Source organism: Flavobacterium sp., from assembly GCF_043773265.1.
Taxonomy (GTDB): Bacteria; Bacteroidota; Bacteroidia; order Flavobacteriales; family Flavobacteriaceae; genus Flavobacterium.
This window is the reverse complement of record NZ_JAYVFH010000188.1, coordinates 1-13168: the sequence shown is the minus strand read 5'-3', so window position 1 is coordinate 13168 and position 13168 is coordinate 1. Positions and strand designations below refer to the sequence as shown.

14 protein-coding genes and 1 tRNA gene are annotated in these 13168 nt (G+C 31.5%); 3 read left to right on the top strand and 12 right to left on the bottom strand.

Annotated elements, in window-relative coordinates; translation table 11 throughout:
• The 11 genes from ACH2BO_RS10050 to ACH2BO_RS10000 form a co-directional block, all read right to left on the bottom strand.
• A partial coding sequence (locus ACH2BO_RS10050; RefSeq protein ID WP_395044611.1) for a hypothetical protein occupies window positions 1–534 on the bottom strand: 534 nt, incomplete at its 3' end.
• A 35-nt stretch (window positions 535–569) separates the two neighbouring features.
• The gene (locus tag ACH2BO_RS10045) at window positions 570–1184 is read right to left on the bottom strand and encodes a hypothetical protein (protein ID WP_395044610.1); all 615 of its coding nucleotides are present in this window, start codon (window positions 1182–1184) and stop codon (window positions 570–572) included.
• A gap of 11 nt (window positions 1185–1195) precedes the next feature.
• The gene (locus ACH2BO_RS10040) at window positions 1196–1861 is read right to left on the bottom strand and encodes a hypothetical protein (protein ID WP_395044609.1); all 666 of its coding nucleotides are present in this window, start codon (window positions 1859–1861) and stop codon (window positions 1196–1198) included.
• 11 nt (window positions 1862–1872) lie between these two features.
• A complete protein-coding gene (locus tag ACH2BO_RS10035; protein ID WP_395044608.1) occupies window positions 1873–2730 on the bottom strand; it encodes a transglutaminase-like domain-containing protein in 858 nt (285 codons plus the stop codon).
• A 138-nt stretch (window positions 2731–2868) separates the two neighbouring features.
• Entirely contained in the window at window positions 2869–3111 is a 243-nt protein-coding gene (locus ACH2BO_RS10030) for a hypothetical protein (RefSeq protein WP_395044607.1), read from the bottom strand.
• Window positions 3112–3318: 207 nt separating this feature from the next.
• Window positions 3319–3666, bottom strand: coding sequence for a hypothetical protein (locus ACH2BO_RS10025; protein ID WP_395044606.1), 348 nt, complete (start codon window positions 3664–3666; stop codon window positions 3319–3321).
• A 230-nt stretch (window positions 3667–3896) separates the two neighbouring features.
• Window positions 3897–5639 carry a hypothetical protein gene (locus tag ACH2BO_RS10020; RefSeq protein WP_395044605.1) on the bottom strand — a complete coding sequence of 581 codons (1743 nt, stop codon included), beginning with the start codon at window positions 5637–5639 and terminating at the stop codon, window positions 3897–3899.
• Window positions 5640–6028: 389 nt separating this feature from the next.
• Window positions 6029–6304: a hypothetical protein gene (locus tag ACH2BO_RS10015; protein WP_395044604.1), complete on the bottom strand. Its 276-nt coding sequence runs from the start codon at window positions 6302–6304 to the stop codon at window positions 6029–6031.
• Between the two features lie 405 nt (window positions 6305–6709).
• A complete protein-coding gene (locus tag ACH2BO_RS10010) occupies window positions 6710–7603 on the bottom strand; it encodes a hypothetical protein (RefSeq protein WP_395044603.1) in 894 nt (297 codons plus the stop codon).
• A gap of 174 nt (window positions 7604–7777) precedes the next feature.
• A complete protein-coding gene (locus ACH2BO_RS10005) occupies window positions 7778–8977 on the bottom strand; it encodes a tyrosine-type recombinase/integrase (protein ID WP_395044602.1) in 1200 nt (399 codons plus the stop codon).
• 159 nt (window positions 8978–9136) lie between these two features.
• Window positions 9137–9209, bottom strand: a tRNA-Gly gene (locus tag ACH2BO_RS10000).
• A 185-nt stretch (window positions 9210–9394) separates the two neighbouring features.
• Here ACH2BO_RS10000 and ACH2BO_RS09995 point away from each other — a divergent pair.
• Together ACH2BO_RS09995 and ACH2BO_RS09990 are read left to right on the top strand one after the other, a co-directional pair.
• On the top strand, window positions 9395–9835 hold the full coding sequence (locus ACH2BO_RS09995; RefSeq protein ID WP_395044601.1) for a GNAT family N-acetyltransferase: 441 nt from the start codon (window positions 9395–9397) through the stop codon (window positions 9833–9835).
• A gap of 7 nt (window positions 9836–9842) precedes the next feature.
• Entirely contained in the window at window positions 9843–11540 is a 1698-nt protein-coding gene (locus ACH2BO_RS09990) for a murein L,D-transpeptidase (RefSeq protein WP_395044600.1), read from the top strand.
• On the opposite strand, the gene ACH2BO_RS09985 is transcribed toward ACH2BO_RS09990, so the two are convergent.
• A complete protein-coding gene (locus ACH2BO_RS09985) occupies window positions 11529–12230 on the bottom strand; it encodes a murein L,D-transpeptidase catalytic domain family protein (protein ID WP_395044599.1) in 702 nt (233 codons plus the stop codon). The two genes, ACH2BO_RS09990 and ACH2BO_RS09985, sit on opposite strands and share 12 nt — an antisense overlap.
• Before the next feature lie 259 nt (window positions 12231–12489).
• Between ACH2BO_RS09985 and ACH2BO_RS09980 the strand changes: the two genes are divergently transcribed.
• On the top strand, window positions 12490–13168 hold a 679-nt coding region (locus ACH2BO_RS09980), incomplete at its 3' end, for a carbohydrate binding family 9 domain-containing protein (protein ID WP_395044598.1).

Genomic DNA, 13168 nt, shown 5'->3' with positions numbered 1-13168 from the left:
GAACTCCAAGCGCATAAACAGCGGTTTTACATTGGGAACAGTTACGCCTTTTGGAAATTCCAACTCCAATTTAAACTCCTCTTTGGCTCTTAAAAGTGGGGTTGTGGCAATAGGTCTGTGGTCTTCGTTTTTGAAGTTTTGGGTATCGGTCATCGGCAAATCAATAAGCATATCGTTGGTTTGAATAAGTCTCAAATCAGCGTTTTGCAATTGCGCTGGAATGCGCTCCGTGTTTTGCCAGTTGGCGTTTTCAACCGATGTTCCATCAGAGGTGTACAGCGTGCGGATAGAATCAATAACAACATCACGCCCCGAGTTTAAAAGATTGCCATCAAAATTGGTTACTCCAACCAGTTTTTTAGTGTTGGAATCAACCAGTTGGTTAATGCCACTCATTCCGTCAACCTTAACATTGAGGTAAAAGGTTTTATCTACTAATTTGGTTGCCTGTGGTCTGGTGGCTTGCGTTGTTTGGCGTTGTCTTGCTCCCAAGACTTTAATTGCTCTTTGCAATTGTGGATTTCTATTTTCCATTTTTTTATGAATTATTTTTTTTAATTTTCTTTTTTTTACAAAATATAGTTGCCGTTTTGGTCGATGTATGCGCCCAATCCTTCTTCATCTTCATCATATCCTGCCAAACCGTCTTCTACATAATCGCCATTAGCGTCAATATATCCGCCAAGACCATCCTCGTAGTAGTTTCCTGCATCATCATAATAACCGTTTAAGGCTTCTTGCTCATAACCGCCCAATCCGTCTTCTACATAATTGCCGTTTACATCAATGTAACCGCCTAGACCGTCTTCGTGGTAGTTGCCATAGGTATCGATGTACCCATTTAGTCCATTTACAGCTCCCGACAATCCTGCTGCCTTTTGCATAAATCTGCCCATAGTGGTATCAGTACTTAATTTGGAAGCAATCTTCTCTGAAGACATAATGTTTTTAAACAGTTCCAAACCGTGTGCAATGGAAACCCCAATTGCCGAACCTCTCATAAGCGAGCTTTTTGTATCGCTCCCTTTTACTTTTACTGCCAAAAATCCAGCACCAAAAGCAACTACACCATTTACCGCACCTTTTACTAGGTTGGATGATGTTTCTGTCGCTACACCTGTAATGCCTCGTGAGAGCGCACCAACGGCAACGGCAGAACTAATTGTTATTAACTCTTGTTTCATTTCTATGTTTATTAATTACTTTTTGAACTTGTGGCTAGTAAAATCGCTCCTACAGCAGTTGCACCAATAACTATCGGAATAGTGTAGTTGGTTTTTTCTGAAGTCGTTTCACTATTTGCCATTTCTTTTTGCGTGGCTACTTCCTGTTTGAGGTTTTCAATCGGAATGTCTTTTACGCTAGAAATTGTCTCTAATTGTGCCTCATTCGGAACAGATTCTTGAAACTCGGAATCGGCAACTAAATTCTCACTCGGCACTCCCTTAACCTGTGCAATAGTTTCTATTTGTGCAGGGGTTGGTGTGGCGTTTTGCATGACTTCGTTTTGCTGTGCGCCACTACTAGCAATAGCGTTTTTGATGGTGGGTTTAATCACATTTTTTACAGCAAACTTGCCCACTTTACTATTGGCAATCTTGGTGGCAAACTTGACTACTTTACCGTTTTTTATCTTGGTAAATGCTTTACCTACTTTACTATCCAGTATTTTACTGGCAACGCCTCCGCCTGGAATAAAACTCATTGCCGTAGTGGCAAGTGGAACGGCAACCTTTCCAACTTTTATGGCGTTTTTGATGGAAACGTTTTTAAGTCTCACATTTTTTTTGAGCATCTTGCCAATTTTCAAGCCTTTATTCAGACCTGCATTTAGTCCTGTTTGTTCTTCTAATATTATCATACTCTAATTTTTTAAAAGGGAAATCTTGATCTTGCTTTTGTACTACTATTTTTGGATGCTCCTTTAAGTCCTCTTTTGCTACCATAAACGCTACTGGATTTTACATAAATATTATAAAGTCCTCCCTCGCTAGTGGACTTATGCGCTAAGGCATCCTTTCCCAAAGAATCAAGCATATTTTTTGCTTGCGTAGCACTTCTAGCAAAATCATACAACTCAAAGGTTTTTAAACAAGGCTTTTTTGTTACATACCAGCCTGTTTTTTTTGGAGCAGGGCAGTTAAGTCCTACGTGTGGCAATTTTAAACTCATAAAAACATCTTCTTTACTGGTGTACTTAGGCTCTTTATTGCTTTGTACTGTTCCATCTATTACACAATAGCCATCTTCTAAATTTGCGCTCTGCTGATTTGTGGGTACAACCACGTAAACATGGGTGTACTGTTTTGGGTTAAAATTGGGCTGTTTTATCTGCCGTATGTAATGTTTAATCCCTAAATTCAGAAGCACACAACTAGCGAAAATCGAGTAGCTTTTACAATCAATTCCCTCTCTTCGGTTAAACCAACTATTGGCTGGACTTCGTATGTTTTGGGTCTGTCCATCTGCCTGATATTGGATGTCATAAAACAAAAAATAATGAATCTTATCAGTGGTCTCTTTGATGGTTTTACCCTTTAAAATTTGTGATAGTTTGGCTACTTGCTTATAAAAAGTCTTTGCCCAAACGCTCATTATTTTAACCGAATAATACGTATCGCCACTAGAGAGTTTTACTTTTTGATTCTTTGGCTTTTCAATTAAATGACTGAACTCGTCGCCTTTTTTTATTCTGCGTTTTAGAAGTAAGTTTATCTCCTGTTTTGTCATCTGTTTCACTTATTTTCTGATACAAAGGTCAGACACAAAAAAACCTTACACGCAGTTACGGTAAGGTTTGGGAAGCTTTGCAAAGCATTAGAAAGTTTTAGAAACAATCGGAAAGGTATTTTTTGGCTTTAATAGAATTTAGTGCAAGTGATTTCTATTATCTTGTTCAGAATAATAGCCTTTGGGCACTCCGTAAGTTTCTACAAACTCCTTAAACTCATTAGCAGGAATTATTTTGATGTTTTTAGAATAATTGCTTTCTTTTAAAATTTCATTGATAAAAGAGCGGATGCGCTTCTCGCTGAACTGGTCGCCATACATCTGAAACAATTGTGTTTTAGTAACCGAATTCGGTAGCGGTTTTTTTTCACTTGTACTCATCTTTTTTTTGTCTTTTTAAATCATTGATCTCAAATAACATTTTGAAAGCTCTTTGCTCCAAATACTTTAAAATTCTGTTTTTCTTAGTAATCAAATAATCCAGTATCTGAAAAGGTATCGTTAGAACCACAAAAAAAAGCAAAAGCACAACACACAAATTAAGTGTTACAATTTTCAATCGGACTTTACTTTTCATACGCATTGATTTTAGATTAGATTAATCAAATTTTGGTGTATTGCATCTGATACACGCTGCATAACAAAAGCGTTTTGCTCACTTCTGCTATTGGTTTGCCACTGATGGCAATAAAGCAGAATTACCCCTTGTGATGGCGATAAAATAAGGTTTGAATACGTCCTTTGGCTTTCTATTTTGCGCCTTAACAAATGAAATAGTCCCTGCAAAAGGTCTATTACAAGTACATCATTACAATAACTCTGATAATCTATTGAGCTGGGCAGATTATCGATTTTATATCCAAGAAAATTGAATAACTCACTTTGGATAATTTCAAGGTTTTCTCTTTTTACTTTTTTTACTATTATTCTCATCATAAAATTATTTTATTAATTAGTATTCCATCCTCGTAAAATTGAAGTACATTGGTAATGCTGTACTTATTTGTCTTTTTAAAACGGCTGTGCATCCTTTCCATAATCTTTTTATTTGGTAAATGATTCTCATTTAGAAAATTATACCAAACAAAATTGTCAAATCCGTTTTTGGTTAGTATTTTCATTACTATTCTTGACTGCTCTTTGTTATAGGCTTTTTGGCTCATCGTTTAAATTTTAAATAGTTCATAATTTATTTTCTGCTCCTGCTTATTTATACTTATGTTTTTACCATTTACCTCAAGTGATTTTTTAAGTATCAAACTAGGTAGTTTATCTAGGTAATCTTTAGGTAAATTCCGCTCTACATATTCAAATAAATGGGTATAGGTAATCTTGTCTTTAAAAAAACGGTTTAGGGCGGTTTCACATTTTTTGGCATTATTGATAGCTTGTTTTCTTTTGCCTGCGCTAGATTGCTGTTTCTTTTTAAGCGCATCGTATTTGGCAATGGCTCGTAAATGGTCATTCCATTTGGATTTAGTGTACTCAAAACCGACTTCTTTGGATGTTTTTCTAGTCATATCCAAATAATCACAAGGGAACAAGGGCGGAAACTCATTTTTGATAAACCATTTTACTGCCCAATTCGTGCGCCAACGCATTTGCTGTAGTTCATCCACCAGTACGCTCTTATTAAAGCTACTGCCTGTAAATGCAATCCATTTGTTTTGATAATACAGATTAATTGCTTTTTTATAACTACCCACATAAGGCGTGGATAATCTGTAAATCTTGGATATGGATTTGAAAAAATCCTGTATTGCCAGTTCTCTGAACTCTTCGTTGGTTAGTGTTCCGCTAAAGGCTTCTTTGTATAAATAGCGGATGTCAATGGGTTTATAGTTGTAGTACATTCCACTAGCCAAATTCTCGGCTAACTCCTGCGGATGCAGAATTAATTCGTGCAATCTTTTGGAAAGTTCATTTTTAATTGGTTCGCTCTGCGCCCCCGCCCCCTTTGCCTGTTTTGCCTCTTTGCTGGTATGTGTTCTGGTAGAAAAATTAAAATCTGTGAGAGCTTTGCTCGAACTCCTTACCTCTTGAGAACTGTTTTTAACATTCTCATTCATTTTTATTTCATTTTTAAATGTTCTAGTAGTATCATTGTTATCAGGTAAAACATTCCCTTTTAAATCACTAACTTCTTGATTTCCAATTGTGATTAATTCCATTGTTTTGACATCCAAAACCACTAAAATGCTTGGGTTTATATGAAGCTCAACCGCTCTGTTTTTTCCTGCAAAATGATACTCTACAAATACGCCAGCTTCCTCTAGTCGCTTTCTGTGATTGCGAACCGTTTTTGTGCAAATTGCCAAACTATTCACTTCGTTTCTCTTCAATTGGGTAACTAAAAAAGAGTTTACTTTAAATTCCTGTAATGGTCTTTTAGAAGTCAATCCTGCTTTAATGAATTTCTCATTGCGTTTCATTAATTGAGAATTATACAGATGCAAAAAGTTTTGAAAAATAACTTCAGTCGCATATTTTACGCTTTGAATTTTCTTTTTTTCAATGATTTGACCATAATTTTTGCAAAATTCCGCAACCGCTTTATTGTAATCTCTTGAACTACTTATTTTTTTGTTTTTTTGTAGAAACAATCTTTTAAACTCTCTTTGCAGTTCGGATAAAGTATTTTCTTGGTAGAATTGTTTTACCTCGCTGTTGTGTTTTTGGATAAATTCGTTTTCTGTCTGTGTTTCAAAATTATAAGTAGCAATGTGCTTGCGAAAATTATCCATTGTACCACTAAATGCTTTTTCAATAATAGCTGGATAAGTAGCCATAATTCGGTCATTTAATGGCAATGTAACTGGGGTGTCTTGCTGTTTTGGCTCAAAACCAAAAAGCGTAGATGCCATATTAAAAACCCTATCGTCTAATTTTTGTACTGTGTTTGTTCTCATTTTTTTTTATTTTGCAATCCTTAGCAATCCAATGTTTTCAAGTGTTATCGTTATCTAGCAATCCATAACAATCCATAACATCCCAATGTTTTCAGTAGTTATCATTATCCAGCAATCCATAACAATCCATAACATCCCAGTGTTTTCGGGAATTATCATTATCCAGCAATCCATAACAATCCATAACATCCCAATGTTTTCGGGAATCATCATTATCTAGCAATCCATAACAATCCATAACATCCCAATGTTTTCGGGAGTTATTATTATCTAGCAATCCATAGCAATCCATAGATTTACAATTACTAACCTTTCGGCAAGGCGTACATAAATACGCCTATGCGTCAAGGGAATTACAGCTTTTTGCCGTGTATGTATCTTTATTGTTTCTATACTCTGTTATTTTTGTATAGTTCCACTGTACTTTTGATAAAAGTTGTTTCATTGCCCCTCCCTTTATTCCCTTTTTTGGCTACCCTTAGAAGACAATTTGGATTTTTAAGGTCTTTCTTTATTTTTTCAACTGAGATATTCAAATAAGTAGCAACTTGTTTAATCGTTGGTTCTGTAATAGTTTGCCAATTGACAAGTCCATTAAGTACCATCAATAAATCGTTTGAAAGGATTACAACTTGATGACCGTCGGGAATTAATATTGTTTGCATGACCTAATTTTTAAATTATGGAGCAAATACAAGAATTTTAAAAAAGTCTGATAAGTACTTTTTAGTCTTATCGGACTAAATAGTTTGGGAAGCCATATAAATAAAGGAAAGTTTAAATTGGTCTTTTTTTTTAAATCAGACTTTGAACAAGTGAGGGCATTTTTAGTAAAAAAGTGTGTGTTTTAAGCTAAAAAAGGTTGAATTAAGGTGTTTTATGAGTTGAATTTGGTAAGGTCTGATAAAGTCTGATTAGGTATTAGCGGACTTTGACCTTTGGGAAGTACTATGAATAAAGAAAAGTTGAAAAATTACTTTTTACAAAATCAGACTTTGAGTAATTTTGTATTTTTACTGTTCAAAACAACTGAAAAACAAAAAATCCGATAGTTTTTAATTGCTATCAGATTATAAAATGTTAATCATATTTTCCCCATTGGGGTCTTTATCGTTTCGATTGGGTGAAAGATACGTTTGTATTGTAGTTGGAGAAAGAGGATGTCCATTTTCATCTATAAAATTATCGCAGATAAATTCCGAGACTTCTTTAATCTTACATTGCAAATAAGGCTTACCATTAGGTTTAACAGTAGTCATCATTTGCTTGAAAACGTGAGTTAATATGTTAATTGCTCCGTTTAGTCGCATTGGTTCAGCTTTTGAGCAATTTATTCCTTTAACTGGATTCTCAAACTCAGCTCTCATCTTGCGCAAGGTTTGAATTCTCTCTATTAATTGATTACATTGTAAATCATAATCCAATAATTTACTGTTTTTGGAAATTATATCGGCTTGTTTATACTCGAAAATTTCCTCAGTTAAAAAGATGATTTTATCGTTAAAATTAGATATAGCTTCAAAGTTCATTTTTGTCTCATAAAAACTAAAATATCGTTCCTCGCTTTCAGCATTAATAAGCCTCTTTGGGATGGCAAGTTTTGTGGATTTTAAAACTACTGAACATTGTAATAAATCTCTATGTTTTTCAACTAGGTTAATGAGTTTTTGATACTTAAAAAGAAGATTATTCTTAATGAATAATCTTTCGTTACGTACAATTAGCAAATCAAGGCAATCAAGCCAACCAAGTGGGTCGTTTACTTGTGCTAATTGATAAGCAACAAAATCGGGCAACTTGGATTGTTCAGCCAAAAAAATGAGGTCAATTAATGCTTGACAATACTTCTCTAAATTAACTGGTGGAGTAACAATTACATCTAAACTACTTGTCGTATTTTCTCTATCTACAGCAACTAACTGCAAAAAGGGAGCAGTTAATACAAGGTTTTTGTTTTGGTTCAATTAAAATTTTTTTTGGTGTATATCTAAGTATTTCTCTAGTAATTTAGTTAAAAATTGAAAATGCTTTTTAAGTTTATTATCGAATTAGTCGAAAAAAAAACCTTTGCAACAAGGATTTTAATTAATCAATAAATTAACGTTAAAAAAATGAAAATATTATATTAAGCAAGTATGTTAGCCTAAAACGGCATCAATAATTTTTCTATGAACTAAATCTTTAGCTTCATAAGAAAATGCACTCTCATAAATTGAATGTACATCGCCTCTACTATGTCCTGTAAGCTCCATCATAATATCTCTGTTAAGTCCAAGTTGCTTTCCAAGATTAATAAAAGTGTACCTTGCAGTTTTAGAAGTGAAATAACTTTCAATAATTTGCTTCCCATTCTCATCCTTAATACTATAAATAAATTTTGCAAAACGTTTTGAATAATTATTCCTTAATGAAATGTATTGATACTTATGTATGTTAATTAAATAGGGGACATTATCCTTGTACTTTTCTAAAATTTGTAAAGCTTCTGGAATGATAAGATTATCAATAAATTCAGATGTTCCACCTTTAAATCGAGTAAACTGAATACGACCATTTTTAACGTGTAAATCATATCGCAAATTTGCCAAATCGACAAAATCAATTCCACCAAGATAAAAACATAATAAAAAATAATTATGATAATGGTAATCATAATCTGGGCGTAATCCTCTTATCTTAGGTGGAAGATTAGAATACAATACTTTCATTTCATTCAACAAAAAATGCTTGTCTTGAGTTTTTTCCAATTTAGGCATAACTCCTTTAAATGGACTTATGAAACTATCTGGCTTATATGCTCCTCTTCTAACAGCTTCATTGTATGTAGCTCGTAAAGTTCTTAAATAATAATGAACTCCTCCTCCTTTACATCCATTCTTCAATTTAAAATCTCTAAACCTTACAATAAAGCCGTAATCTATTTCGGAAAAATAAACCTCATCTTGATACTTTTTTAAAACATTATAAGCATCGCTATAGTTTATCCATGTCTTTTTACCATTCTCTTTTAACTCCTCAAAATAATTCTTTAAGAAATTTAAAAAAGAATCTGGATTATCATTTGCCAAAAAACTTTCAACTTGATTGATTGAAACATAATTTTTTGGTTTTCCAAGAATAATATTAATTTTGATTTTTGTTTTCAAAACATAATCTATCATATCGAAGTAAAATGGATGGCTCCGTTTTGGTTCTTTTAATACATCATCCCAATCATCGATTTTACAATGATAAGGTGTCGATATTTTTTTTATTTTATTAAAGTACACGTAAATAATAAGTGCATAACCTTTTTTTGATTCTTGATTTGAAGTGTTTAATTTGAATTCTATCGTCATAATTGAGAAATAATAAGTAAAAAATAAGTAAACAAAGATATTATTTTGTACATATTTTGTACCTATTTTAGCGTCTTTGTAGTGAAAAAAAATAACGCAAAAATGAAGATTTAAGTATAAAAACAAAAAAAAGCCCTGAAAATCAGGGCTTTAAAAGAGAGCGAAAGACGAGGCTCGAACTCGCGACAACCAGCTTGGAAGGCTGGAGCTCTACCAACTGAGCTACTTTCGCATTATATTACAAAACTCATATTTCAAAATATAGAACTTCGTTTTGTGGGTGCAAATATAAAGCTTTTGTTTTATTTGATGCAAGTTTTTTTTTAAAAATTTTATTGTAGAAAACATTTTACAAAATGATAAAGTTATAATAGTTTTATTCTTAATTTGTTATCGTTTATTTGCACGAGAAATTATATGATAAAAATTAACCAAATATCTTTTAAAGATACTTTTCCTATTCGTCACGCTGTCTTAAGAGCAGGAAAGCCAATAGAAACTTGTTTATTTGAAGGTGATGATAAAGAAACAACAACACATTTTGGGTTATTTGTTAACAAAAAAATAACAGGAGTTGCATCTGTTTACAAAAATAAAAACAATACCTTTATTGTTTCTAATCAGCTGCAAATTAGAGGGATGGCAGTTCTTGAAGAAGCTCAAAAATTGGGTTACGGAAAATTATTAATCTTAGAATGTGAACGTCTTGCTAAAACTCAAAATGCAAACCTAATTTGGTTTAATGCAAGAGAAAAAGCAATCACATTTTATGAAAAATTAGCATATAAAAAACATGGAAATTCATTTTTAATTGCCGATGTTGGAATACATTTTTTAATGACAAAAGAATTAAGTTAACGAGCTTATGAATAAATTTTACTTTATTTTATTACTTATCGTTTTTTCAAGTTGCAAAAGAAATAATTCTAATTCTTCGGCAAATGCATCTTTTATTGACATTTCTGTATTTGGAAATGATAAATTAAAAATAGATTCAACTTTAATACATAAATCAACCGATACTACTTTAATTGCGTTTTATAAAAAAAACAATTATGAAACTGCTTGGGAATCTAAAAATAATAGAGATTATATTTTAAACGAAATAAGTTTAGCCGAAAATGAAGGTCTAGAATCTAAAGATTACAACTATATTAGTTTAAAAACATTTGAGGATGAATATAAAGAATTACCAGATTCTTTATTGGTAAAATATGATTTATTACTCACAACAAGCACTCAAAAATATATAAATCATATTAGTAAAGGAAAGCTAAATCCAAGAAAACTCTATGACGATTGGGATTTGAAAGAAAAAAATATTGATGTAAATAAAATTTTATATGATTGCTTAAATAATAATAGTTTCGAAACCATAATTGAACAAACTAAACCACAGCATGAAGTTTATAAAAAGCTAAAATCAACACTTAAACTATTGAATGGGTTACCAAATCAACATCATGAATACATAGATTTGAAAGAGAAACTACTTCCAAATAAAAAAAATAATTATATTCCAATTGTAAAAAAACAATTGATGTATTGGCATGATATGAAAGAAAAAGACACCATTTTGTCTACTTTGTATGATTCAAAAACTCAAGAAGCGGTGAAGATTTTTCAGTTAAGGCACGGATTAAATCCTGATGGAATTATTGGAAAAAGTACTATTGAAGCATTTAATTTTTCTAAAACTCAACGTATTGAGCAAGTTATTGCAAATATGGAACGTTGGCGTTGGTTTGCAAGTGATTTTGGCAAACATTATTTATTGATTAATATTCCCGATTACAGTATTGTTGCAATAAAAGACAAACAAATAACCCAATCTCAAAGAGTTGTGGTTGGAAAAGACACGAGACGTACACCGGTTTTAGAGTCGAAAGTTTCAAATATTAACTTGAATCCAAACTGGACAGTTCCGCCAACAATATTAAAAGAAGATATTTTTCCGGCAGCCATAAAAAACAAAGCTACTTTTAGAAAAAAAGGATTGGTAGTTATGAATTACAAAAATCAAGAAATAAATCCTTATAAATGGAAACTTGCAGACGCAAAAAAATATAAATATGTACAAAAACCAGGAAGAAATAACTCGTTGGGTTCAATGAAAATAAATTTCCCTAACAATCATTCGGTTTACCTTCATGATACAAATCATCGAGATTATTTTGTATACACCTTTAGATCATTAAGTTCTGGTTGTGTTAGATTAGAAAAACCATTAGAATTGGCAGCATATATATTAAATGATACCACAAAATGGTCATTAAATAGAATAAAAGACACAACAGACATTAATTATTATTATAAATTGCAAAAACAAAAACAACTTGCAATTGATAAAAAAAACGCCAAACTATTAGTCAAAAATCCTACTTTGGTAATAGAAAAAAAGACATTTGCAAAACCTGAATTAAAAACAATAGAGATAAAAGTTAATGAAGATATTTTTATTCATCAACTATATTGGACTGCATGGGAAAGTAATGGATTACTTCAGTTTAGAGAAGATATTTATTGTTTAGATGCTAATTTATATTCTAAATTAAGAAACTAATCTAGAATTATTTAGATACTCTTTAGATGGAAAATAAATAAACAAACAAGATTTTTCTTTAATAGTTTGAATAATTTTTTTTGTGAGCTCTACTGGCAGTGCAGGACAACCATGGCTTTTGCCTAATCTATTATTGGATTTAATAAAAGAACTAGAAACATAATCTGCACCGTGAATAACAATGGCTCTTTGTCTTGCATGATCATTTATTCCAGTTTCTAAACCATCAAGTTTTAACGACAAACCATGTTTGCCATTATAAGTTTCACCAGTTGTAAAAAAACCTAAACTACTTTTTAAAGATTCATTTTCATTTGAAAATTTAGTAGCATAGTCTTCACCAGAATTTTTTCCGTGAGCTACAAGAGTATTGAATATAATCTTGTTTTCTTTCATATCAATCACCCACAATCTATTAAATCTAGAACTTAAACTAAAATCAATAATTGTCAAATAATTGTTTTTAATCTTTCCTTGTTCTTTAAGAATAGAAAAACCTTCAAAAGCTTTAGTAAAACTTTCTAGATTTGGAAGATTAAAATTGTTTGCATCCAAAGAGTTAAATACAACTTCAACTTTTTTAGAAATTGAATTTGATGCTAAACTCTTTGGATTCCTATCTTTAGGTAGATTTGGGACAAAAGACATTAATGCAAACAATAATACCAATAAAAAAGCATTATACTTCATTAAATAATAGGTTAAATTATAGTAAACTTGGGATGACAAATATAGATAATAACATTTGTATAAAAATACATTTAATTAAAAATAATGTCGATTAAATGTAAAAATTAACGTTATATTGCGTTTTGGTAAAAAATACATAAACTAATTCTTACTTAATTATGATGGATTTAACATTTTTTGATTCAAATTAAAGTTTAACTTTAAAAATTAATTTGAATTTCAAATAAAAAAATTAAATTTGTATAACAAACAAGCAAAAATGAAAACAAAGAGTTCTATTTTTTTTCTCTATATTTTACTATTAAGTGTAAATTGCTTTGCACAAACACCTAAAAAAACTTTAAAAACAAAATTCATATCTGAAAAAATTACAATAGACGGAAAATTTGATGAAGAAGCATGGAAAACAGCAGATATAGCAACTGATTTTTTTATGATTGCTCCAGATAATGGAAAGCAAGCAAGTAAGGAAAGACAAACAGAAGTTAAAATTGTTTACGACAATACTGCAATCTATGTAGCTGCAACATTATATGACGAAAATCCAACCAAGCAAAGAAAAGAACTTACCGTTAGAGATAATTTTGCCACAGCAGAACATTTTGGCGTACTTTTAAATGGTTATAATGATGGACAACAAGAGTTTAGATTTTTTGTAAGTTCAGCTGGAGTTCAAATTGACATTTTATATACAGAAGCAAATGGTGAAGATTTTTCGTACAATTCAATTTGGGACAGTAGTGTTGAATTAAATGATAAAGGTTGGGCAGTAGAAATGAGAATTCCTTATGCAGCTTTGCGATTTTCATCAGAGCAAAAACAAACTTGGGGTTTAAATTTATACAGAGAATTTCAAAGAGACAGACAACAATATTCTTGGAATTTAATTGATAATAAAATTAGTAATGAAGCAATACAGGCAGGAATTCTTGATGGAA